Here is a 23370-nt window from a genome sequence, read left to right as displayed (position 1 = left end):
GAGCTCCACAGCCCTAGATTGCTTCGGAGACATCTCGTGGCGCTCGTTGTTCAGAAGTATGGTGGTTCGTCCGTCGCCGACGCGTCCTGCATCAAGCGGGTCGCCCAGCGGATCGTCGCGACGAAAAAAGCCGGCAACGACGTCGTGGTGATCGTTTCGGCCATGGGCGACACGACGGACGAGCTGCTCGATCTCGCCCAGCAGGTCTCGCCGCTTCCACCGGGCCGCGAGCTCGACATGCTGCTCACCTCCGGTGAGCGCATCTCGATGGCGCTGCTGGCTATGGCGATCGCCAACCTGGGCCAGGAGGCGCGCTCGTTCACCGGGTCCCAGGCCGGCGTGATCACCGACTCCTCGCACGGCCGCGCGCGCATCATCGACGTGACGCCCGGCCGGATCCGCGGGGCGCTCGACAGCGGCCAGATCGCGATCGTGGCCGGTTTCCAGGGCGTCTCGCAGGACACCAAGGACATCACCACGCTCGGCAGGGGCGGTTCCGACACCACCGCGGTCGCGCTCGCCGCCGCCCTGAGCGCCGACGTGTGCGAGATCTACACCGACGTGGACGGCGTCTTCACCGCCGACCCCCGCATCGTCCCCGCCGCCCGTAAGATCCCCAAGATCTCGTACGACGAGATGATGGAGATGGCGGCGTGCGGTGCGAAGATCCTGCACCTGCGCTGTGTCGAGTACGCTCGCCGTTTCAGCCTGCCGATCCACGTCAGAAGTTCGTTCAGCACCAAGGAAGGCACGTGGGTCGTCTCCGACCCCGACAGCGAAGGAACAGAGATGGAGCAGCCGATCATCTCCGGCGTCGCGCACGACCGGAGCGAGGCCAAGATCACCGTTGTCGGGGTGCCCGACAAGGTCGGCGAGGCTGCGACGATCTTCAAAACACTCGCCGACGCCGAGATCAACATCGACATGATCGTGCAGAACGTGTCGGCGGCGACGACCGGCCGGACGGACATCTCCTTCACGCTGCCCACGAGTGACGGCTCGGCCGCGCTCACCGCGCTGAAGAAGATCCAGGAGCGCATCGGCTTCGAGTCGTTGCTCTTCGACGACCAGATCGGCAAGGTCTCGCTGATCGGTGCGGGCATGCGCTCGCACCCCGGCGTCACCGCGACGTTCTTCGCGGCCCTCGCCGACGCGGGGGTGAACATCGAGATGATCTCCACCTCGGAGATCCGCATCTCGGTGGTCGTCGGGCAGGACGAGGTGGACACGGCGGTCAGCGCCGCGCACCGCGCGTTCGATCTCGACGCGGACCAGGTTGAAGCCGTGATCTACGGAGGTAGCGGGCGATGAGCCGCAAGCCCACCCTCGCCCTGATCGGGGCGACCGGTGCCGTCGGCACCGTGATGCGTGACATCATCTCCGGCCGCGAGGACGTCTACGGCGACATCAAGCTCGTCGCGTCCGCCCGCTCGGCGGGCAAGGTCCTGCGGGTCCGCGGCGAGGACCTCGTCGTCCAGGAGCTGGCCCCCGAGGTCTTCGACGGCGTCGACATCGCGATCTTCGACGTGCCGGACGAGGTCTCCGCGACCTGGGTGCCGATCGCCGCCGAGCGCGGGGCCGTCGTCATCGACAAGTCGGGCACCTTCCGGATGAACCCCGAGGTCCCGCTGGTCGTGCCGGAGGTCAACCCCGAGGCCGCGCGCGAGCGGCCGCTGGGGATCATCTCCACCCCCAACTGCACGACCCTGTCGATGATGGCCGCGATGGGCGCCCTCCACGAGGAGTACGGTCTGCGGGCGCTGGTGGTCGCCTCCTACCAGGCGGTCTCCGGCGCGGGCGTGGCCGGCTCGGCCCGCCTCTACGACGAGGTCGAGGCCCTGGCGGGTGACCGTTCGATCGGGCAGACCGCCGGTGACGTGCGCAAGGTCCTGCAGAACAAGCTCGGGGACGGGGAGTCGCCGTTCCCGGCGCCGGTGGCGTTCAACGTCGTGCCGTGGGCGGGTTCGCTCAAGGACGGCGGCTGGGCCTCCGAGGAGATCAAGCTCCGCAACGAGTCGCGGAAGATTCTCGGGATCCACGACCTGAAGGTCTCCGCGACCTGCGTCCGCGTCCCGGTGATCACCACCCACTCGCTGGCCGTGCACGCGACCTTCGAGCGCGAGATCACCGTCGCCGACGCCCACCGGATTCTTGAGGCCGCCCCGACCGTGGTCGTCATGGACGACCCGGCCAACGGCGTCTTCCCGACCCCGGCCGACGTCGTCGGAACCGACCCCACCTACGTGGGCCGGATCCGCCAGGCGCTCGACTTCCCCAACACCCTCGACCTGTTCGTCTGCGGCGACAACCTTCGCAAGGGCGCGGCCCTGAACGCGGCGGAGATCGCCGAGCTGGTCGCGGCCGAGTTCGCGTAGTTCTCCCGGGCCGTACGGCGGTGTGGCGTCCTGTGACGTCATGCCGTCGTACGGCCCTCGCGTCCCCCGGGGCTCGGACCCCGGGGTGGCGGGATCCCGCGCGGCGGTGGGACGTCGAGCGCGGGCGTGACCCTTCGAGGACCGGCGGGGCCCGCACGGTCGTGGGCATCCACCGGGGCGGCGCGGGCCGGGTCAGCGGAAGAGGATGTCCCAGTGGTCCGCCTCGCGGGCGAAGAGGGGGCCCGACGTCGCCGACTGGCCGTACAGGCGGGCTCCGTCCCCCCGCACACCCTGCGGCGGATAGTTCTTCGTGATGTAGCGGTTGATGCATGCGTTGGGCTTTATATCCAGCTTGTAGCCCTCGTAGTGGCTGTAGGGGCCGGGGGCGTGGCCCACCTCGGTGCCACCGGTGACGACGAGGGGACAGCCGCTGCGGCGCTTCAGCTCGATGGCGCTGGAGACGGTCGTGGATCGCACGGCCTCCAGCGAGGTGCAGTTCAGCCCCTTGCGGTTCGCGCACTTGCCCGAGGAGGTCCAGGTCAGGCCCGCCTCCCGCAGGAGCCGCTTGGCGTCCGTCTGCTGGAGCCGCATGGGCTGCCGGGCCTGCTGCGCCTGTGGGGGGTGGGCCTCGGCCGGCTTCTCGAGAGCGGCGGAGGTCTGCTCCTCCGAGGCGGCGGCGACCGGGGCCCGCGCGCTTTCCCGGGCCTCGCTTTCCCGGGCCTCGCTTTCCCGGGCCTCGCTTTCCCGGGCCTCGGATTCCCGGGCCTCGGACGCCGGCGCCTTCCCGGGGCTCTGGAGAGTGGTCTCCTGCGCGGGGGACGTTTGTCTCCTGGGCGCGCCCGCCAGGGCGGCGGTACGCGTTCGTGCGGTGGTCTCCGGCGTTTGGGGGGGCGCCTGTTCGTGGTGCTTGCCCGCCAGGGCGGCGGTGCGTGTTCGCGCGGTGGTCTCGGGGGGCCGGGGTGTCGTGCCCGCGGGAGTGGTGTCCTCCGGCCAGAGGGGGACCGTGATCTCCCGGCCCCGCCGGGCGGCCGTCGGGTGACACAGCTCCCCGATGTAGCGCCGGGCGGTTTCCAGGGTGGTGATGTCGTACACTCCGATGATCGTGGACCGGCGGGCCTCCGCCGGGCCGGCCGCGCCGGGCCGGCTCACGATCGCGGTGCCGGCCGACGCGTTCCCGCTTGCCGCGGTCGCGCTGTCGTGCGGAGCCGATGCGATGAAAGATAGCTGCAGAGCGAGCAGTGCTCCGGTCGTGAACCAGGCAGCCCGCTGTCTACAGGGACGTGTCCCCATCTATGTATCCCTTGTCGCGGGAGCCCTTCCGCCAAACGGATCAATCCCACTCCCGAACCCGGATGATCCCTCACGAAGAGTGATTTTTGCCCGGTAGTGGGAATGATCGGGCAGCTCGATGACCTGCTGAGACGGCGATTCCCGCGATAGTCGACATGTCAGAATTTGTCGTATACGGCACCGTCGTCACGTCGTCGCCGGGCGGCGTGGAGCGGGGCAGGGACGAGAGCGGTGGAGCAATCACGGATATGAGTGGCGGGGGCAATGTGGCGCGCTTAGGGTCGTTCACTGGGGCTCATACCTGGTGGCGTGGGATGGATGATCTAGGGTTCGTCCAGTGGAGAAAGACCAGATGAGCCCGTTCTCCCAGCTCCAATCGACAGGTGACGAGCGCCCTATGACCGAGCCGACCCCGAGAACCCGTGGATCGGACAGGACCCGTGAGGTCATCGTGGAGACGGCCCTGCGGCTCTTTCGCGAGCGAGGGTACGAGGCGACCACCATGCGGGCCATCGCCGCCGAGGCGGGGGTGTCGGTGGGCAACGCCTACTACTACTTCGCCTCGAAGGAGATCCTGGTCCAGGCGTACTACGACCGGGCCCAGGCCGAGCACGAGGCCGCGTGCGAGAAGCTGCTGGCCACCGAGCACCGGTTCGCCGCGCGGCTGGCGGGGGTGCTGCGGGAGTGGGTGCGGGTCTCCGAGCCGTACCACGAGTTCGCGGTGAAGTTCTTCAAGCACGCGGCCGAGCCGAGCAACCCGCTCAACCCGTTCAGCGCCGAGTCCTCGCCCGCCAGGGACGCGTCGATCGCGATCTACCGGCGGGTCGTGGAGGGATCCTCCGACCGCATGGACAGCGAGCTGCGGGCCGAGCTGCCCGAGCTGCTCTGGCTGATGTCGATGGGCGTCGTCCTGTTCTGGGTGCACGACGAATCGGAGGGATGCCGGCGGACACACCGGTTCATCGAGCTCACCGTTCCGCTGGTGGACCGCCTGGTTGGGCTCTCGCACCTGCCCGGCCTGCGCGGGGTGGCCCGTGACTTCATCGCGGGGGTTCACGAACTTCGCGAGTGAATCCCGGCGGAACTCCATGAATCACCGTATCGATCTGATTACCCTGAGTAGCTGATTCGATGACGGATTCAAGGGAGTCCCATGGGCTGGATAGCCGTGCTGGTGGTGGTGTCCGTCGCGATCGCGCTGATCGCGTTCCGCGTCCTCAGGAGGAAGGGGCGCGACGACGGTGATCACGTCGCGTCGTCCGTCGACTTCTCCGCCAATCTCGCCCTCGCCGTCTACCTGCTGGTGCTGGCCTACGCCGCGGTCCTGTGCCGGGACGGGATCTCGGTGTCGGAGGCCGACGTCCAGGCCGAGGCCGAGAGCCTCACCGAGATGTACTGGTCGGTGGCGCCGATCCCCGAGGCGGCGCCCGTCCGGTCCCAGATCCGGCAGTACACCGCGCAGAGCATCGACCTCGACTGGCCGCTCATGGCCGGAAGCGAGATGTCCCCGATCCCCGGGCAGACCCTCGCGGACATGCGGACCACGGTGCTCAGGCTCCGTCCGCTCGGCGAGGAGAGCAAGAACCTCCAGCAGGACACGCTCGACCGGATCTCCGAGGTCTCCCACGCCCGCGTGGTACGGAGTGACGACGCGAGCACCGGCCTGGAGAGCACCTTCGTGATCCTGCTGATCCTCTCCGGGCTCCTGGTGGTCGCGCTGCCCTGGACGCTCGGGGTGCGGCCCACGACCGCGTCGATCATCGCCGACCTGGTCCGGGTGAGCGTGGTCGTCATCGGCGTGTGCTTCATCATCCTGATCAGCCACCCGTTCAGCGGGCTCGGCGCCGTCGAGCCCGACGCGTTCAAGGCCGCGCAGCGGCAGTACGACCAGATCGACGGCCGGTTCCCCGCGCAGCCGTAGTTCTCGTCGCCGGTCGGCCGCGACCCGGCGCGGACGGTGATGCGGAAGCCCGCCGGTGGATCTCCCATCGGCGGGCTTCGTCGTCCGTACGGTGTGCCGGCCGGGCTATCCGCGGCCCCTGCGGTTGAGGGCGGTGACCGCGGTGACCGAGATCACGCCGGTGAACATCACCAGGAGGACCAGCTTTCTGTCGGTGCCCTTGCGCCGCTCGGCGTAGCGGTCGAACACCGGCCGCTGCCGAAGGAGGAGAGGCACACCGGAGGGCGTCGCCCTGGGGCGGGGGGTGCGGCTCCGCGTCGGTGTCGGTGTCGGCGTGACGACGACCTGGGAGACGGGAACGGCGACGGACGGGACGCGGGGGGCGGGCCGGGGCCTGGGCGGTGCGGAGGGCTCCGGCGCGGGCGGGGAGGACGGTGCGGAGGGCTCCGGCGCGGGCGGGGAGGAGACGGTGGGGGGCGGCTCCGGCGTGGGTTCGGGCGCCGGTTCCGGTTCCGGTTTCGGTACCGGCTCTGGTGTCGGCTTAGGTGTCGGCTTGGGTGTCGGCTTGGCCGGGACGTCCGCCGGGTAGTCCGATTTCGGCTTCCACCAGTGCCACCAGTGCCACCAGGGGGCTTTCCGGTCGCCGGTCACCGGCGGTGGCACGGTCGGATAGTCCGGTTCGGGCTTCGGCGCGGGGGGCGAGGCGGTCGAGCGGCCGGTTTCCGGCTTCGGCCGGCGGTCCGGCCCGGCGTGCAGGGAGGCCGGGGACGACGGACCGGGCTCCGGGAGTGGTGTCCGGTCGGCGACCAGGCTCAGGGTCGCGTACGACGTCCCGAGGCGCGGGACGGGCGGCCCCGCGCCGCCCTCCGCCGCGAGGGGGTGCGTCCCGGCCAGAACGGGGGCCGCCATGCAGGTCGCGAGGGCCGCCACGCCGAGCGGGCCTCGTCGTCGATTCCTCCGCCGATGCTTCGTCACGTAAAGTTTCTAGCATCATACGGACAGTGACAGGGTGGTAAGCGGTCGGTCGACGTAGATCATCTTTTGTTGTCATACCGTCCGGTTGGTACGGTCGAGCTGTTGACGGGACCCCGAACGGGTACGGCAAGCTACATCAGAATATCGTTCTGGGGAAAGGTCCCCGGCGGCGATCACCGACACGGAGGCGGCACGATGACCACGGGCCCACGCTGGGGTATGACGATCCCCTTCTACGACCGTTCGCTGGCCGGTTCCAGGGACCTGATCGCCGAGCTTCCCGGACTCGGCTACACCGACGCCTGGTCCGCCGAGGTCAACGGCGTCGACGGCTTCGTCCCCCTGGCGATGGCCTCGGAGTGGGCCCCGGGGGTGCGGCTCGGCAGCGCGATCGTCCCGGTCTCCACCCGGGGGCCAGGCCTGCTCGCCATGTCCGCCGCCACGCTCGCCGACCTCGCCCCCGAGCGCTTCGTCCTGGGCATCGGAGCCTCCTCCCCGGCCATCGTGGAACGCTGGAACGCCGGGGAGTTCGTCAAGCCGTTCGCCAGGACCAGAGACACCCTGCGCTTCCTGCGCAGGGCACTCGCGGGCGAGAAGGTCACCGAGCGGTACGAGACGTTCGAGGTCAAGGGCTTCAAGCTGGAGCGCGCCCCCAGGATCCCGCCGAAGATCGTGCTCGCCGCGCTGCGCCCTCGCATGCTGCGCCTGGCAGCCGAGGAGGCCGACGGCGCGATCACCAACTGGCTCTCGCCCGGGGACGTGCGGAAGGTCAGGGCCGAGGTCGGCCCGGAGACCGAGCTGATCGCCCGGCTGTTCGTGTGCGTCAGCGAGGACGCGGAGAAGGTGCGCGAGCTCGGGCGCTGGATGCTCGCGAGCTACCTGACCGTCCCGGTCTACGCCGCCTTCCACGACTGGCTGGGGCGCGGCGAGGTGCTGCGGCCGATGCACGAGGCCTGGGCGGCCGGAGACCGGCAGGCGGCGCTCAAGGCCATCCCCGACGAGGTCGTGGACGAGCTCATCGTGCACGGCGACGCCGCCACGTGCCGGGCCAGGATCCGCGAGTATGTGCGCAACGGCCTGAACACCCCGGTGCTCGCCCCCATCCCCGGAGGTGAGGTCCCGATCGCCCAGGCCGTACGAGACCTGGCCCCCGTCGAGGAGTGACCCTTGCACGACCTGTTGAGGCTCGACGCGCTCGGGCAGGCGCAAGCCGTACGGAAGGGAGAGATCTCGCCGAGGGAGCTCGCCGAGGCGGCGATCGCGCGGATCGAGGCGTGCGACGGCGCGATCAACGCGGTCGTCCACCGCAGGTTCGAGCGGGCACTGGCCGAGGCGGGCGAGGCCGATCTCGACGCCCCCTTCGCGGGCGTGCCGACACTGCTGAAGGACCTGGGCTGGAGCATGGCCGGGGAGCCGTACCGCGCGGGGTCGCGCACCCTTGACGGGATCTTCACCGAGCGCGAGGGCTACGCGGTGACCAAGTTGCGCCGGGCGGGGTTCACGATCCTGGGCCGGACCAACACCCCGGAGTTCGGCACCGCGATCACCACCGAGCCGGTGGCGTTCGGCCCCACCCGCAACCCGTACGACCTCCGCTACAGCAGTGGCGGGTCGAGCGGCGGGTCCGCTGCGGCGGTGGCGTCGGGCATGGTCGCGGTCGCCACGGCCAGCGACGGCGGCGGGTCGATCCGGATCCCGGCGAGCATGTGCGGGCTGGTCGGGTTGAAGCCCGGCAGGGGCAGGGTCAGCTCCGGCCCCTCCGGGGGCGAGCCCTGGGCGGGCTTCTCGGCCGCCGGCCTGCTCTGCCGCACGGTCAGGGACAGCGCGGCGACCCTCGACGTGATCGCCGGGACGATGCCGGGCGACCCGTACGGCGCGCCCGCCTGGAGACGCCCGCTCGCCGAGGAGGTCGGGGCGGATCCCGGGCGGCTGCGGATCGGTTTCCTCGCCGGGCACCCGGACGGAAGCCTCCCGGCCGATCCGGACCTGGTGGACGCGGTCACCGGGGCCGCCGGGCTGCTGGAGGCGCTGGGTCACCACCTCGAGCCGGGAGGGCCCTCCGCACTCGCCGAGGACGGCTTCGCCACGCACTTCGGCACGATCGTCGCCGCCCACGTGGCCGCCGATCTGGAGGACATCGGGCGCTGGCGCGGCAGGCCCGTCGAGCTCGACGAGCTGGAGACGCGCAACCGGATCCTGGGAGCGGCGGGCCGGAGGCTCGACGCGGTCGGCTACGTGGCCTCGCGCGACTGGATCGACGGGTTCAGGCGGCGGATGGCCGCCTGGTGGGAGTCGCACGACCTGCTGCTCATGCCCTCCCTGGGGGTGGCGCCCTTTCGTCTCGGCTGGCTGCCCGACGACGACGTCAGCACCTCGCCGGGCCGCGCCAGACGCGCGGTGTCGTTCACCTCGCCCGTCAACGCCACCGGGCAGCCCGCGATCTCCCTGCCGCTGCACCGCACCGCGGAGGGCCTGCCGGTGGGGGTGCAGCTGGTCGCCGCCGCGGGGCGGGAGGACCTGCTCGTCCGGGTGGCCGCCCAGATCGAGGAGGAGCGGCCCTTCCGGCACACGGCGATGCGCTAGCCGTCCTGCCCCGTGAGGTCGGGGACGCGACCGCCGGCGCACATCCCGCAGGCTGGTGATCCGGGAGTACGGGCGTGGCCGAGGTCGCCGGAAGGGGTGGAGGAGGCGGTGAGAGGTCGCGGTGAGAGGTCGCGGTCCTTCCGGCTCGGGGCGGCGTCCGGGAACCCTGCCGGGAAGCTACGCGTTATATCGTGAGGCGGCGGGGTAGTACGCCGCCAGGCGAACGTGGTTCCGAGGAGGATTCCATGGCGAAGGCGGCGCGCGCGGCGCAGGCGTGGCGGACGTACAGGGACGTGACGAAGCCGGGCTCGCCCGGTCTCGGCGCCCGGCTCCGCGCCCTCCCCAGGATGATCGGCGCGGTCATGAGCGGCCAGTATCCCGGCATGGGCAAGGGCAAGCTGGCCATGCTGGGTATCGGCGTGCTCTACATCATCTCGCCGATCGACATCGTCCCCGACTTCCTGGTCCTCATCGGGGTGGCCGACGACTTCGGCGTGTTCCTGTGGCTGATGGGCTCCCTGCTCGGCGAGGGCGGACGCTACGTCGACTGGGAGCGCGAGCGGGTCAGGTCCGTTCAGCCCTGAACGGAGGGCGCGGGCGGGTCGGCTCCGCCGCGTCCCGTCCACCCGGTCCTGAGCGGGCCGGATCCGTCCTGCTCCGAGCGGAGGGTGTGAGCCGTCGGATCCGCTCCCTCCTGTCCGCCCGGTCCTGAGCGGGCCGGATGCCCGGTTCCGAGCGGAGGGTGTGAGCGGTCGGCTCCGCCGTGTCCTGTCCGCCCGGCCCCGGGCGGGAGTGGGGACGGGTCAGATCTGTTCCATCCTGAGCCAGGCGCGCGAGGGCAGCGGGTGGCCGAACAGGCGGGCGGCGTTGCCGTAGGCCACCCGGGCGATGTCGGCGGGCGGCAGGCTGCCCAGGTTCGTCGCGACGGCCTGCTGGGTGTCGGGCCAGGTGGAGTCGGAGTGCGGGTAGCCGCTCTCCAGCAGCACGTGCTCCAGCCCGACGGCGAGCCGCACCCCCGACAGGGCGTGGTCGTTGAGCGTGCCGAAGAAGAAGTTTCTCCGCAGCACCTCGCTGGGCTTCAGTCCGCCCTCCCACGAGGCCTCCCCCGCCACCGGGTGGTCCAGCGCGTAGTCGGCCCGCTCGGCCAGCATCGGCAGCCAGCCCACGCCGCCCTCCACGATCAGGATCCGCAGCGCGGGGAAGCGCAGCGGGATGCCCGACCAGAGCCAGTCGGCGCAGGCGAACATGGCGCTCGCCGGCATCAGCGTGGTGATCGCCTCGATCGGCGTGTCCGGGGAGGGGACCGGGGCCCAGGAACCGGCACCGGCGTGCAGGCAGACGACGGTGCCCGTCTCCTCGCACGCCTGGAAGAACGGGTCCCAGTGGTCGCTGTGGATGGACGGCAGGCGCAGCCGGGTGGGGAACTCGGGGAAGAGCACCGCCTTGAAACCGCGCGCCGCGTTGTCGCGGATCTCCTTGGCGGCCACCTCGGGGTCGGTCAGCCAGGGCAGCTGCAGGGCGATGATCCGCTCCGGGTAGGTGCCCGCCCAGACCTCCACGTGCCAGTCGTTCCACGCGCGCAGGACCGACAGGCCCAGCTCCTGGTCGCGGGTCTTGGCGAAGACCATGCCCGACTGCCCGGCCAGCATGCCGGGGAAGCACAGCGCGGCCCAGACACCGGCGCGGTCCATGTCCTCGATCCGGGCCTCGACGTCGTGGCAGCCGGGACGCATGTGCTCGAACCGGACCGGGTCGAGCGTCCACTGCTCGCGGGGCAGGCCGGCGCCCACGTCGAGCCCGGCACAGGGGTAGGTGGCCCCGCCGTAACGCCAGACCTGGTGACCGGAGTCGGTCTCGACCACCTTGGGCGCCATGTCGGCGTATTTCTCCGGCAGCCGGTCGTCGAACATGTCGGGCGGCTCGATCAGGTGGTCGTCGGCTGAAATGATCACATAGTCCCGCCGCCTGGGCTCGGGGTCGGGGAGCAGCGGCGTAGTCACACGGTCAACCGTATTCCGCTGGAATAACACTCATCAAGCTGCAAGGTCTCCGCTTGGTATCTCTGTCTCTCACGACGTCTCCCGCGATGTCCCCATCACGTCTTTCGTGACCCTTCCCGCCACCGTCTTTCGTGACACTTCCGACGACCGCCTTCCGTGACGCCTGCCACGGCCGCCTTCCGTGGCGTTCGCGGTGCCTCCCGCGGTGTCTTTCACGGGCGGGCCCCGGGACCACCCGAGAGGGGGGTGAGGGCGGCCCCGGGGACGGGCCCGCCGGAGGGTGCTGCCCGTGGCGGGCCCTGCGGGTGCGCCTACCCAGAGATCGCCGCAGTATCAGGATTTTTCAGAAGATGATGCTTGAGAGTGGATATGACCTTTTCGTCCAAGCGCAAGGTTCGCAGGCAGTAGTCCCGTACCGGGCCCAGTTCGCCGAGGAAAAGGCGCATCGCGTCGGCGGGCGCCTCGCCGAACCCCGCCCACTGCGGCTCTCCAGGATGCTCCTTCTCCCAGTACGCGATCATCTGGGGCTTGGCCAGCCCGGTCAGCGCGTAGTCGGCGATCACGTCCTCCTCGGACACCCCCAGCAGCCGCAGGACCAGGGCGACCAGCAGCCCCGTGCGGTCCTTGCCCGCCGCGCAGTGGACCACCACGGGCGCGTTCTCCGCCTCGGCGATCAGCTCCAGCGCGCTTCTGAGCTCGGCGTGACCGTCCTGGGACACCTCCAGGTAGCGGTCGGCGAAGAACCTGGCGATCCCGGCGTCGGGGTGGTAGTCGCCAACGGTGTCCCACCTGCGGTGCTCGACGGGGAGGTTGTGGTAGCCCGGCCCCTGCGGGGCACGGCCGCGGCGCGCCACCTCGTTGGGATGGCGCAGGTCGATCACGGTGCGTACGCCGAGCGCGTGGAAACGGTCGAGGTCGTCGTCGGCGAGCATGTGCAGCGAGGCGGAGCGATAGAGTCGCTGCCAGCGCACCTCCATCCCGTCGTCCGTCCGGTAGCCGCCCACATCGCGGAAGTTGTACAGCCGCGCGAACTCGATATGCCGGATCACGCCCTCTAACCTATCCAGTGGCGGGTCTCGCGCGATGGGACAGGGATGCGAGTGGTGATTCCGGCACGGGACGACATCCCGTACGCCGTGCGGGTGGTGCTGCTGTTCGTGCTCGCGCTCTCCACGGTGATCGTCCACATCAACCAGGCCCCTCCCCTGCGGCCCGCGGGGGAACTCGTGGCGGACCTGCGGGCGGGTGAGGTGACCAAGGTCGTCTACGACCGCAACTGGCCCGCCTACGGCACGCTGACGTGGTCCCACGGGCCGCTCTCCTGGAGCCAGGCCCGTTTCGACCAGCCCGACGACGTCTGGGATCCCCGGACCACCCGGCTGGTCCCCGAGGCCCTGGAACGCCGCCAGGCGGCCTTCCTGGCCCAGGTGCGCGCCGTCGCCGACCCCTCCGTGGAGATCGTGCGCACCGACGGCCTCGGGGCACTGGCGGGCTCACCCGCCTACGGGCGGTGGTGGGAGCCGTTCGGCCCGGTGGCGGTGGTGGCGGAGATCCTGGCCTGGCTGCTCATGCTGGCCCGCCCGAACCCCCGCTACGCCAGCCGCTGGGCGTGGTTCTGGATGTTCCTCACCGGCGGCTCGCTGCTCTACGTCCTGCTGGAGCCGAGGCCCCTGTGGCGGGATCCGTACGAGGCGCTGCCCGCGCCGGCCAGGCTCGACGGGACACGCGGGTTCGCGATCGCGGTGGCGCTTCTTTTCGGCATGGCGATGGTCAACGCGTGATCGTCGAGTAGCAAATAGGGGGTATGGCTCCTGAAGCGTTGGAGGTCCGTCGTGGTTGGCGGATCGTCGGGCTGACCATCCGGGCGGTTCTCCTGATCGTCCTGATTTTCGGCGTCCTGATCACCGTGCTGAACCGCGCGCCCCTGCCGGAGACGCGGGCCGAGTTCCGCGCCGCGGCCGCGGCCGACCGCATCTCCCTCGTCGAGTACGACGAGCAGGACGGTGCGATCCGCTACGTCCGATGGGCCGAGGGACCGCTGACCTGGCGCGAGCTCGACGCCGAGACGTTCGGGGCGGCACCGCCCCCCTACACGATGGCGGACCTCAAGAGCGACATGGGTCGCAGCGGCGCCAAGGTGACCGAGCTGAGCGACTCCGGGGAAATCCGTCTCGGGCCCCAGTGGGTTCTTGAGATGCCGGCACCCGTCGGCGGTGATTGGTTGCTCGCGGCCTGGGTGCTCACCTTCCTGATCATGCTCGGCTCGACGCCCCGGTTGGGCAACCGGTGGGCCTGGTTCTGGATCCTCGGTGCCGGGTGGATCGGCGCGATCCTGTTCCTGCTGCTCGAACCCCGCCCGTTTTGGTTCGAGGCCGGACGGACCCCCGCGCCGCGCGGGCGGCTGGGCGGCGGGCGGGGCTTCCTGCTGGGAATTCTTCTGGCTCTGCTCTCCACGGCCCTGACGCTGGCCGTCGGTTACCTTCTGAACCTCGTGCTCAGCTAGGTGCCGGCGGAGCCCCGGCGAGCTCTCGGCGGCTCGTCTCCGGGCTCTCGCCTTCCGGGTTTCCGTGTTCCGGAGGTTCTCCCGGTCAGGACCCGGCACGTTCCGCCGGTGCCGCCGTCGGTGCCGTCGTGGCTCGCGGGGCGGTGTCCGGCGACTCACCGGGCTTACCGGACTCGTCGCGTCCGGAGGGGGCGCCGGGATCCGGACCGCCGGTCGCGGCCGGTGCCGAGGCCGCCGCCTTGAGGTCGGCGGCCTCCCGGCGGATCAGCAGCGCCCAGCCGCCGATCGCGACCCCGATGAACAGCCACCACTGCACGCCGTAGGCCAGGTTGAGGCCGCCTCCCTCGCCGACGTCCGGCGCGGGGACGGGCGCGGGCGCGGCGGCGGCCGCGGGCGACTGCCCGGTCAGCTCGACGTACCCGCCGAGGAGTCCGTACGGCAGGCGGCGCCCGATCGCCTCGGTGTTGATCAGCAGGACCTGTCCCGCGGGCAGGCCCGCCCGGTCGCGGATGCCGGAGGTCTCCTCGGTCTCGGCCGGGCGTAGCCGGCCGGTGACAGTCACCTCACCCGAGGACGGCGCGGGGACCTCGGGGAGGGCGTCGGCGGTGCTGCCCGCCTTGACCCAGCCCCGGTTCACCAGCACGCCGGTGCCGTTCGCCGTGACCAGCGGGGTCAGCACGTAGAAGCCGACCGCCCTGTCCTGGACGCGGCGCCGGACCAGGAACTGGGCACTGGCGTCGTATGTTCCCTTGGCCGTGACGGTGCGGTATTTGTCCTGCGTAGGGACGGTGCCGCCGGGCGAGGTGAGCCTCTCCACGGAGACGGGGGCGGCGCGGAGGTTGCCGGTGATCTGGTCGCTGCTGGTGGACCTCTCCTCGAAACGCCCGAACTGCCACTGGCCCAGCAGCACGAAAGCGGGGATGACCAGCAGCACCACCACGTGGAGAGCCAGCCATCGGGGAGTCAGCAGGAACCGGTACACGTCATCAAGGGTAGGCACCGGGGGCACCGCCCCGTCCTCCGAGTGCGCCTTTGGGAGTAGCCGGGTGCGCCTTTGGGCGTAGTAAGGTGCCCGGGACCGGCCGATCCTCGGATGTCATGGAAAAGCTCACCGGACACTCCGGACATCGCATACGGTCATGTGAGATTTCCCCCGGGATGTTCCACCACCTCCGGAGCCCGCCCCTGATGACTGTGCTCATGCCCGCCCCCGCGGCTCCGCTCGTACTCCCCCGCATCGGGGTCCTGTTGCGGCACGCCGCCCCCAGGGTGTTCGAGAGCATGATCCTTCCCGTTCTCGTCTTCTACGTCGCGCTGGTCTTCACCAGCGCGAACGGCGCGCTGGCGGTGGCGGCGGCCTGGGTCTACGGCGGTGTCGCCTGGCGGTTGGTGAGGGGCGGCGAGGCGCCCGGCACGTTGCTGCTGGCGGCGGGCACGATCACCGTCAGGGTGGTGCTCACGGTGGCGACGGGCAATCCCATCGTGTTCTTCCTGCAGCCCTGCCTCGGGGTGTTCTGCGTGAGCATGGGCTTCCTGCTCACCGCGCCGCTGCAGAGACCGCTGATCCAGCGGGTGGTGGCCGACCTCGTGCCGCTGCCCGACCAGGTGATGGAACATCCGCGGATGCGCCGCTTCTTCGTGTCGCAGTCGGTGCTGTGGGGCTGCGCGCAACTGCTGAACGGGGCACTGAGCCTGTGGCTGCTGCTCAGCCAGACCCTGGAGACCTACCTTCTCGTGCGCACCTCCGCGGTCGCGGTGCTGCTCGGCGGCGTGGCGCTGGTCTCGGTGCTCAGCCTCAGGCACTGCCTGCGGAGGCTGGAGACGCGAGGGGCGGAGAACCCGGAACCGCCGACACCGGACCTGGAAGCGCGGGCGCTGTAGCGCGGGGGCGAATTCCGGGGCCGGGCACCGGGGTGACCTCTCTCGGGCCGGACACCTCGTGCCCCTCGGCGCAGTGGAAGTGCTGTTCGACCGGGGCGCCGCAGCCGCGGTGGGTGATGCGCACCGCCGGCCCCTCGTGGTCGCTGAGATACCGGTCGCCCCACTGCATCAGGGCCACCAGGGTCGGATAGAGGTCGAGACCCATCTGGGTCAGCCGGTATTCGTCGCGCTGCCGCTGGCCGGGCTCGCGGTAGGGGACCTTGCGCAGCAGTCCCTCCTCCACCAGCCGGGTCAGCCGGGCGCTGAGCACCTGCCTGGGCGCTCCCGTGGCGGCCTGCATGTCGGCGAAGCGCCGCACGCCGCGGAACGCCTCGCGCAGTACCAGGAACGTCCACTTCTCGCCGACGACGCCCAGGGCGCGTTCGATGGAGCAGTTGTCCACCCGCAGGGGCAGGTTGCCGGGAGCAGCCTCGTTCATGTGCGAATCGTAGGTCGACATGGCGTCACCTCCAACGTTCACCTAAGTCTAGTTGACATACTCAGATGTCCTGCGACACTCTGAGTCCATGATGCGAACTCAGCTGGTGTCGCCGGGTGTCGTCCCGGCGCCCGGAGACGTCCCCGTCGTGTACGGGAACGTCATGTACGGGAACGCCCCCGAGGTGCCCGGGGACGTCACGGCGGTGCCCGGGGATGTCACGGCCGTGTCCGGGGACGTCACGGCGGTGCCCGGGGGTGCCGTCGAGATCCGGCCCGCGCGGCCGGACGACGAGGAGGGGGTCCGCCGCTTCCTCGGGGGGCTGTCGCCTCGTACGCAGGCGCGGAGGTTCTTCGCCGGGATGGGCCGCCCGAGCGCCGGCTTCGTCAGGACGCTGCTCGCGGTGGACGAGCGGCGCGACGCCTTGCTCGCCGTGCACGGGAACCTTCTCGTCGGGCACGCGATGAGCTACCGGGGCGAGGAGACCGACGTCGAGATCGCCGTGGTGGTGGGCGACGAGTGGCAGGGGATGGGACTCGGCTCCCGGCTCGTTCGCACGCTGATGCGCCGAGCGGAGGGCAGGGGTGCCAGAACGGTGGGGATGGACGTGCTCGGGGACAACCGCAAGGTCCTGTCGATGGTCCGCAGGGCATGGCCGGAGGCGACCATGCGCGTCTCCTCCGGCACGGTCGAGGTGACCGCGAAGGTCCTCCGCTGAGCGACGCCCCGGCCGGTTCCCCGTGCGGGCCGTGGCCGGATTCGCCGGGCGGGCCGTGGCTGGATTCGCCGGGCGCGGGCTCCGGGCCGGAGGCGTGGCGGGCGCCGCTCGGGAACCGTGCGGACCGGACCTCGGGGTGGCGGCGCGGTCCCACGATCACGCCGGTACGATCGACGTGGTCCAAGCTGTTTCCCGGGCAGTTTGCGGAACAAGGTTCTGTTGCTCCACCATGGATCCGTGAAGACCGCCAAGAACGGACGCGACGGCCGCACCAGGATCGTCGAGGGTGCCCTGCGCCGATTCAGCCAGGACGGGGTCTCGGCCACCACGCTGGCCAGCCTCCGCGAGGAGAGCGGTGTCAGCGTCGGCAGCTTCTACCACCACTTCGCCAGCAAGGAACACGTCTTCGGCGTCCTGTACGCCGAGACCCTGCGCATGTACCAGGACGCGTTCCTCGCCGAACTCCAGCGCCACGAGAGCGCGCGGGGAGGCATCGAGGCCATCGTCGCGCTGCACATGTCCTGGAGCGGTGAGCACCGCGAGCGTGCGCACCTGCTGATCAGCGAGCGTCCGCCCAGGCGCGACGAGCCGGGTGGCACCGAGGTGTCGGAGTCGCGCAGGGCGTTCTTCAGGAAGGTCTCCGACTGGTGGCGCCCGCACATGAAGGACGGCCTGCTCCAGCCCGTCCACCCGACGATGTGCTACGTGCTCTGGCTGGGACCGGCCACCGAGATGTGCCGCCTGTGGTTCGCCGGCGCGCACCAGCCCACCCCCGACGAGATCAGGGGCCTCTGCGAGGCGGCCTGGCAGAGCCTGCGGCAGCAGAGCTCCTGATCGGCCGTCCCGCCCGGCCGCTCCGCACTTCGATCGTTCCGACCGGCGTCACCGTCCAGCCGCGTCGAACGCCCCGGCCGCCGCTCGACCGCTCCATCCGCCGCCTGTTCGGCCGGTGTCACTGATACTCCGGCCCGGATCACGGGGGCTTTTCCGGGCCGGAGCGGTCTCAGTGCGCTCCCACCAGCTGACGTGTCCGCGTCGACACCCGCCAGACGTCCTCGTCCAGCGAGATGTCCAACCGCAGGTCCTGACGCCGGCGCCGCAGGCCGGGCACCCGCACCCGGTCGGAGACGTCGAACCCGCCACGCCGGGCGTAGCCGAACCCCAGCTCTCCGGGAAAGACCCGTAACTCATCCTGATTGCCGCACCGCGGGCAGGTCCATGCGACCAGATCCTTGCCACGGTGGTAGTCGTGGCAGGCGCGGAAATATTCGTCAGGATGGAAACGGGACTCGCAGGCGAAGCAGGGGATCAGCATCATGGATCCTTGGGAGCGGGTGGTGCGGTTACCAAGAAGTACCGCTTTCCACTTGAAGTCCGCTTGCAGAACGCTTACCCCGATGGGTAACAGTCTCATCACCGGGAGCGTTCGGACGTGCCCGGTGCGAGGATTGCCCGGTGAACGATCTGCTTGGCCGGCTCAGGGGGCTTCTGCTCGACACCGGCTACACCATCGACGGTGTCCGCGAGCGTCTCGGCGACGTCGCCGCCACCGCGCTGTCCCGCGAGGAGACGGTGCCCGCCCTGCGCGCCACCGCGGAGGGCGACCCGCTCGCCACCCTGATCCGGCTGTGGTGGCTCGGTGCCCCCGTGGAGGCGCGGGGGGTGCCGGCGGGCCTTCCCGTGGAGGAACTCGCCGCCGCGGGCCTGGTGACCGTCGAGGGCGGCCGGGTCGTCTCCGCGGTCCATCTGCAGCCCTGGGAGACCGGTGGCGCCGGTGGCTACGTCGTCTCCGACCGCAAGGTCAGGCCGGGAGATCCGGCCCTGCGCCCGGACCACGTCGTCGGCGCGGGAGGCGCCTCGGCGAACCTGGCCCAGCTGGCCTCCCGCCGCCCCGTCGGGCGCGCCCTGGACCTGGGGACCGGGTGCGGGGTGCAGGTCCTCCACCTGGACGGCAGGGCCGAGGAGATCACGGCCACCGACGTCAACCCGCGCGCCCTGGAACTGGCCCGTCTCAGCTGGGCGCTGTCCGGGATCACCGGTGTCGACGCGAGGCTGGGCTCCCTGTTCGACCCCGTCGAGGACGACCGCTTCGACCTGGTCGTCGCCAACCCGCCGTTCGTGATCTCTCCGGCCGGCCGGTTCACCTACCGCGAGTCGGGCTTCCACGCCGACGACTTCTGCCGCGACCTCGTACGGCGGGCGCCCCGCCACCTCGCCCCCGGCGGCACCTGTCACCTGCTGGCCAACTGGCTGCACGTCGACGGCGAGGACTGGCGCGACCGGGTGGGCGGCTGGCTCACCGGGACCGGCTGCGACGGCTGGGCGGTGCAGCGCGACGTCCAGGATCCCGCCGAGTACGTCGAGCTGTGGCTGAGGGACGCCGCCGAGCAGGGCACCCCGCGCCACCGCGAGCTCTACGACGACTGGCTCGGCTGGTTCGAGGCGGAGAACGTCACCGGGATCGGCTTCGGCTGGATCACGCTGAACGACTCCGGGAGCCTCGACCCGGTCGTGCGGGTGGAGGAGTACGGGCGGCCGGTGGAACTGCCGGTCGGCGGATACGTGGACGAGGTGCTCGGCGCGATCACCACGGCGCACCGGCTGACCGACGCCGAGCTGCTCGGCTCCAGGCTCGCGGTGGCCGAGGGGGTGCTGGAGGAGCGGGTCGGGCCGCCGGGTGCCGAGGACCCGGCGCGGATCGTGCTGAGGCAGACCGGGGGGCTGCGCCGCAGCGCGGTGGTCGGGACCGTGGAAGCCGCCCTCGCGGGGGTCTGCGACGGCGATTATCCACTGGATCCGCTGCTCGCCGCGATCGCGGAACTGACCGGTGAGGACCACGACGACCTGCGGGCGAAGACTCCCGGTGCGCTCCGTCCACTGATCGCCGAAGGGTTTTTCCACATATCCACAGGGTGACTGTCCACAGGCTGTGGATATCGTCGCTATCGCTTGTCAATCGGATGGCAAACGCCGTGGGAGAGGCTCTGGTCGTGGGGCACGGACCCGGGGGGTGAAGGGTCCGTGCCACGTCCGGCCGACCGTCACAGTGAGGCGGCCGACCCGCGCGCGACGCACCGGATGACCGGGCCCCCTACGCGTCGCCCGGGTCAGACGGCCGGCCGGACCTCCACACCCATTCCGAATCGCGGGGCCTGACTTCGAGGGGAACACCGGTGATCAACCACGTCTGGATGACGCGTCTCGACGACGACCTGTACGACGGCCTGGGATCAGCTGTCGACCTGGTCACGCTCCAGCAGAAGACGCAGATCCTCGGCCTCGGGTGCTCCGAGCCTGCCGAACAGGTCGTGGGCCCGGACGAGGCAGTCGCGGCCGCGCTCGACCCTGCCGAGACCGTTGAGCGCCTTGCCTAACACCCACAGGGCCTGCGCCTCGCCGTACGGGTGGCTGATCTCCCGGCTCACGGTAAGCGCCTGCTCCGCGTGACGGGCCGCGTCCGTGAAGCGGCCCGCGTTGATGAACGTCTCGGCCAGCCGGGAGCAGACCCGCTGCTCCCAGACCCGCTGCTTGCTGGCCCTGAAGAAGGCGAGGCACTCGGCGTGGTGATGGACGGCCTCGTTCAGCCGGCCGACCCGCGACAGGACCATCCCCAGGTGGTAGCGGGCCCTGGCGGTGCCCGCGCTGAAGCCCATCTCGATGAACACCGCCAGCCCCTGCTCGGCGGCGGCGATCGCCTCCTTCGGCTGGTTCAGGAAAAGGTGGTCGCGGGCGGAGTAGCTGAGCGTCAGGGCCTCCCCGCCCCGCGCCCCGACCTCCCGGAACACCTCGCGCGCCGATTCGAACCAGGCCAAAGCCTCCACGTGGCGGCGCCGGCGCCCGGCCACGACGGCGAGCGCGTTGAACACCTCGCCGATGACGATGCGGTCGCCTCCGGCGGACAGCTCCAGCGAGGTACGGAACTCCTCCTCCGCCTCGGCCAGCCGGTTGGCGCCGAACAGCACCCGCCCGAGCACGTAGCGGCAGCGCAGCTCGCTGGAGACGGCGCCGAGCCGCCGCGCGACGGCCAGCATCTCCCGCGTCCGGCTCTCGAACTCACGGGCGTGGCTCCCCGACTCCAGCAGCGGCTCCATGGCGAGCAGCAGGTCGGCCCCCGGCAGCAGCTCGTCGGCCTCGTCCGCGCAGGTCACCTGGGCGATCGACGCGAACAGCGACTCCGCCTCCACCGAGAGCCAGGCCACCGCCTCGTCTGCGGAGGCGAAGGTGTGACCGGTCCCGGTGACTCCCAGCTGGTCGGCGATCGTGCTGCCCTCGTAGGCGAGGCGGTGCGCCGAGCGCGCGGACGCCAGGTAGAAGTCGAGCAGCCGGCGCAGCGCCGCCTCGCCCTCCCCGCCGATGGTCACGCTCACACCGGACCCGCGCCGCTCTCCCCGCCTCGTCTCACCCGCGGCGCAGCTCTCCTCCGTCGCGTTCTCGGTCCGTTCCGCGACGCGGCGGGCGAAGAGTTTGAGCAGGTCGTGGAAGCGGTAGCGGCCGGGGGCGGGGGCTTCGAGCAGGCTGGCGTCCACCAGGGACTCGAGGACGTCCTCGGTGTCCATCGGGTCCAGCGCGAGCAACCCGGAGGCGGCCCCGACCGAGATGTCCGGGCCCCCGGGCAGGGAGAGCAGCCGGAACGTGCGGGCCTGGGCCGGGTTGAGCTGGCCGTACCCGAGGGCGAAGGTCGCCTCCACCGCGAGGTTGCCCACGCGCATCTCGTCCAGGCGGCGGCGCTCGTCGGCCAGCCGGGGCACCAGGGAGGCGACCGTCCAGGACGGCCTGGCGGCCAGGCGCGCCGCCACGATCCGCACCGCGAGCGGCAGGAAACCGCAGGCGGCGACCACGTCCATGGCGGCGGCGCGCTCGGCCTCCACCCTCTCCACGCCGGCGACGATGCCGAACAGCGCCAGGGCCTCGTCCGGCTCCATGACGTCCAGGTCGACGAGCCTGGCCGAGGCCAGGTCGGCGAGCTTGCCCCGGCTGGTCACGATCGCCGCGCACCCGGCCGAGCCGGGGAGCAGCTGGCCCACCTGGGCGGCGTCGCGGGCGTTGTCCAGCAGCACGAGCATCCGCCGGTCGGCCAGGAGCGAGCGGAACAGCGCGGACCGCTCGGCCATGCCGTCGGGGATGGCGTCGGCGGGCAGGCCGAGCCCGCGCAGGAAGGCCGCCAGCACCGACTCGGGCGCGGTCGGCTCCTCGCCGTACCCGCGCAGGTCGGCGTAGAGCTGGCCGTCGGGGAACAGGTCGTGCATGGCGTGGGCGACGTGCACGGCCAGGGCCGTCTTGCCCACGCCTCCGATACCGGAGATGGCCGCCACCGGCACGCCCTCGGAGCCGTCGTGGGACGACAGCAGCGTGCGCAGCCGCGCGATGATCTGGCGGCGGCCGGTGAAGTCGTTCACGGCGGCGGGCAGCTGCGCGGGTCGCGGCAGCTCCGGGGTGATCGCCGTCGTCCGGGCCTTCGCCGCCCTCGCGGGCTCCGGATCCGGCTCGGGACGCTTCGCTTCCGGGCCTTCCCGCGCGGCGGCTTCCGCCACCTCGGTGACCTCGGCGGGCACGGGCCGCGCGGGGCCGGCCGGGGCCGGTGCGAGGGCCGGGTCACCGGTGAGGATGCGCTGGTGCATGCTCGTCAGGTCGGAGCCCGGCTCGATGCCCAGCTCCTCGATCAGCGTGGCGCGGGTGTCGGCGAAGGCCGCCAGGGCCTCCGCCTTGCGCCCGCACCGGTAGTAGGCCAGCATCAGCTGGGCTCGCAGCCGCTCGCGCAGCGGGTGGTCGGCGGTCAGCGCGATCAGCTCGGACAGGACGTCGGCGTGCCTGCCCAGCTCCAGGTCCAGGTCCATCAGGACCTCGAGCACGCTCATCCGGCGCTCGGCGAGCCGCCCGCGCTGGTGCTCGGCGTACGGGCCGACGGCCCCGGCGAGCGGCTCGCCGGTGTACAGCGCCAGGCTCACGCGCAGGCTCTCCGCGGCCCGCGCCGGGTCGCCCTCGCGGCGCGCCGCCTCGGCCTCCTGGACGCCGCGCTCGAAGAGGAGCAGGTCGAGGGAACCGCCGTTCAGCCGCAGCGCGTACCCCCTGCCGACGGAGGTGAGCAGCTCGGGGCGGGTGCGCGGGGACCTGCCGGGCTCCAGCACCGCGCGCAGCCGGGAGACGTAGGTGCGCAGGGCGCCGAGCGCGCGGGGCGGGGCGTCGTCCCCCCAGATCGCGTCGATCATCTCGGCCGGTGTGATCGCCCGGCTCTCCCTCAGCAGGAGCATCGCCAGAATGGAACGTTGCAGCGGGGTTCCCAGGTCGAGCTCGGAACCGTCGCGCCATGCCTGGACAGGACCGAGCACGGCGAACCGCAGTCCGTCTCCGCTGTCCTGAACAGCCATGTCTCGAATCTCCGCCCAATGGAAAGTTTTATGGCCAAATGATAGGTCCTCCCTTGCTTACCACGTAGGTAGAGGCTTGCTTGTTCGCCGAGACGTTGATTGCACGTCAATCGGCTGTTGAGTCGCGCGCTCAATGCTGGGTGCTGTCGGGCATGGCCCCATACGGGGGCGGCCATGCCCGACATGTCAGCGGATTGCAGGCAGGGATAAAGGGGCTGTAAGCGCGATGCAGGCACACGCGCCTATCAATGAGCCATGGCTCCTCCGGAAGACGGGAGCCGCACCCCTCAAGGAGAGAACCA

General features: G+C 71.2%; 21 protein-coding genes. 13 read left to right on the top strand and 8 right to left on the bottom strand.

Annotation, left to right across the window (positions count from 1 at the left end):
- The first annotated feature begins 36 nt into the window (after positions 1 to 36).
- A complete protein-coding gene (locus OG587_RS06865) occupies positions 37 to 1311 on the top strand; it encodes an aspartate kinase (protein WP_329087912.1) in 1275 nt (424 codons plus the stop codon).
- On the top strand, positions 1308 to 2375 hold the full coding sequence (locus tag OG587_RS06860; RefSeq protein ID WP_329087910.1) for an aspartate-semialdehyde dehydrogenase: 1068 nt from the start codon (positions 1308 to 1310) through the stop codon (positions 2373 to 2375). The genes OG587_RS06865 and OG587_RS06860 overlap by 4 nt, the downstream gene beginning before the upstream one ends.
- A gap of 192 nt (positions 2376 to 2567) precedes the next feature.
- Here the strand turns inward: OG587_RS06860 and OG587_RS06855 are convergent, their stop codons facing one another.
- Positions 2568 to 3467, bottom strand: a complete 900-nt coding sequence (locus OG587_RS06855; protein WP_329087909.1) for a hypothetical protein — start codon at positions 3465 to 3467, stop codon at positions 2568 to 2570.
- A 595-nt stretch (positions 3468 to 4062) separates the two neighbouring features.
- Here OG587_RS06855 and OG587_RS06850 point away from each other — a divergent pair.
- Positions 4063 to 4737, top strand: a complete 675-nt coding sequence (locus tag OG587_RS06850; protein ID WP_329087907.1) for a TetR/AcrR family transcriptional regulator — start codon at positions 4063 to 4065, stop codon at positions 4735 to 4737.
- 81 nt (positions 4738 to 4818) lie between these two features.
- Positions 4819 to 5586: a bestrophin-like domain gene (locus tag OG587_RS06845; protein WP_329087905.1), complete on the top strand. Its 768-nt coding sequence runs from the start codon at positions 4819 to 4821 to the stop codon at positions 5584 to 5586.
- Positions 5587 to 5691: 105 nt separating this feature from the next.
- Here OG587_RS06845 and OG587_RS06840 read toward each other — a convergent pair whose 3' ends face one another.
- Positions 5692 to 6540 (bottom strand): hypothetical protein, encoded by an 849-nt coding sequence (locus OG587_RS06840; protein ID WP_329087903.1) that lies wholly within the window; start codon positions 6538 to 6540, stop codon positions 5692 to 5694.
- 195 nt (positions 6541 to 6735) lie between these two features.
- Here OG587_RS06840 and OG587_RS06835 point away from each other — a divergent pair, with 195 nt between their 5' ends.
- From OG587_RS06835 to OG587_RS06825, 3 genes are all read left to right on the top strand, one after another.
- Entirely contained in the window at positions 6736 to 7704 is a 969-nt protein-coding gene (locus tag OG587_RS06835; protein ID WP_329087902.1) for an LLM class F420-dependent oxidoreductase, read from the top strand.
- A 3-nt stretch (positions 7705 to 7707) separates the two neighbouring features.
- Positions 7708 to 9123, top strand: coding sequence for an amidase (locus OG587_RS06830; protein ID WP_329087901.1), 1416 nt, complete (start codon positions 7708 to 7710; stop codon positions 9121 to 9123).
- Between the two features lie 245 nt (positions 9124 to 9368).
- Positions 9369 to 9707, top strand: a complete 339-nt coding sequence (locus tag OG587_RS06825; RefSeq protein WP_329087899.1) for a YkvA family protein — start codon at positions 9369 to 9371, stop codon at positions 9705 to 9707.
- Between the two features lie 219 nt (positions 9708 to 9926).
- On the opposite strand, the gene OG587_RS06820 is transcribed toward OG587_RS06825, so the two are convergent.
- A complete protein-coding gene (locus tag OG587_RS06820; protein ID WP_329087897.1) occupies positions 9927 to 11123 on the bottom strand; it encodes an amidohydrolase family protein in 1197 nt (398 codons plus the stop codon).
- Between the two features lie 311 nt (positions 11124 to 11434).
- Entirely contained in the window at positions 11435 to 12172 is a 738-nt protein-coding gene (locus tag OG587_RS06815; RefSeq protein WP_329087895.1) for a tyrosine-protein phosphatase, read from the bottom strand.
- Between the two features lie 54 nt (positions 12173 to 12226).
- On the opposite strand from OG587_RS06815, the gene OG587_RS06810 reads away from it, so the two are divergent.
- The gene (locus tag OG587_RS06810) at positions 12227 to 12904 is read left to right on the top strand and encodes a hypothetical protein (protein WP_329087893.1); all 678 of its coding nucleotides are present in this window, start codon (positions 12227 to 12229) and stop codon (positions 12902 to 12904) included.
- Positions 12905 to 12927: 23 nt separating this feature from the next.
- Positions 12928 to 13626, top strand: a complete 699-nt coding sequence (locus tag OG587_RS06805; RefSeq protein ID WP_329087891.1) for a hypothetical protein — start codon at positions 12928 to 12930, stop codon at positions 13624 to 13626.
- A gap of 85 nt (positions 13627 to 13711) precedes the next feature.
- Here OG587_RS06805 and OG587_RS06800 read toward each other — a convergent pair whose 3' ends face one another.
- Positions 13712 to 14626 carry an SURF1 family cytochrome oxidase biogenesis protein gene (locus tag OG587_RS06800; RefSeq protein ID WP_329087890.1) on the bottom strand — a complete coding sequence of 305 codons (915 nt, stop codon included), beginning with the start codon at positions 14624 to 14626 and terminating at the stop codon, positions 13712 to 13714.
- A 188-nt stretch (positions 14627 to 14814) separates the two neighbouring features.
- On the opposite strand from OG587_RS06800, the gene OG587_RS06795 reads away from it, so the two are divergent.
- The gene (locus tag OG587_RS06795; protein WP_329087889.1) at positions 14815 to 15507 is read left to right on the top strand and encodes a VC0807 family protein; all 693 of its coding nucleotides are present in this window, start codon (positions 14815 to 14817) and stop codon (positions 15505 to 15507) included.
- Here OG587_RS06795 and OG587_RS06790 read toward each other — a convergent pair.
- Positions 15422 to 16006: a winged helix-turn-helix transcriptional regulator gene (locus tag OG587_RS06790; RefSeq protein WP_329087887.1), complete on the bottom strand. Its 585-nt coding sequence runs from the start codon at positions 16004 to 16006 to the stop codon at positions 15422 to 15424. The genes OG587_RS06795 and OG587_RS06790 overlap by 86 nt on opposite strands.
- Before the next feature lie 67 nt (positions 16007 to 16073).
- On the opposite strand from OG587_RS06790, the gene OG587_RS06785 reads away from it, so the two are divergent.
- Entirely contained in the window at positions 16074 to 16703 is a 630-nt protein-coding gene (locus tag OG587_RS06785) for a GNAT family N-acetyltransferase (protein WP_329087885.1), read from the top strand.
- A gap of 237 nt (positions 16704 to 16940) precedes the next feature.
- The gene (locus OG587_RS06780; RefSeq protein ID WP_329087883.1) at positions 16941 to 17537 is read left to right on the top strand and encodes a TetR/AcrR family transcriptional regulator; all 597 of its coding nucleotides are present in this window, start codon (positions 16941 to 16943) and stop codon (positions 17535 to 17537) included.
- 169 nt (positions 17538 to 17706) lie between these two features.
- On the opposite strand, the gene OG587_RS06775 is transcribed toward OG587_RS06780, so the two are convergent.
- Positions 17707 to 18021: a hypothetical protein gene (locus OG587_RS06775; RefSeq protein ID WP_329087881.1), complete on the bottom strand. Its 315-nt coding sequence runs from the start codon at positions 18019 to 18021 to the stop codon at positions 17707 to 17709.
- Between the two features lie 137 nt (positions 18022 to 18158).
- On the opposite strand from OG587_RS06775, the gene OG587_RS06770 reads away from it, so the two are divergent.
- A complete protein-coding gene (locus OG587_RS06770) occupies positions 18159 to 19619 on the top strand; it encodes a DUF7059 domain-containing protein (protein ID WP_329087879.1) in 1461 nt (486 codons plus the stop codon).
- 314 nt (positions 19620 to 19933) lie between these two features.
- On the opposite strand, the gene OG587_RS06765 is transcribed toward OG587_RS06770, so the two are convergent.
- Complete coding sequence (locus OG587_RS06765) at positions 19934 to 23068, bottom strand: AfsR/SARP family transcriptional regulator (RefSeq protein ID WP_329087878.1); 3135 nt, start codon at positions 23066 to 23068, stop codon at positions 19934 to 19936.
- Between the last annotated feature and the right edge of the window lie 302 nt (positions 23069 to 23370).

The sequence above is a fragment of the Streptosporangium sp. NBC_01469 genome, from assembly GCF_036227305.1.
Classification (GTDB): domain Bacteria; phylum Actinomycetota; class Actinomycetes; order Streptosporangiales; family Streptosporangiaceae; genus Streptosporangium.
Note: the sequence above shows the minus strand (reverse complement) of the source record. Positions and strands in the feature narration are given on the sequence as shown.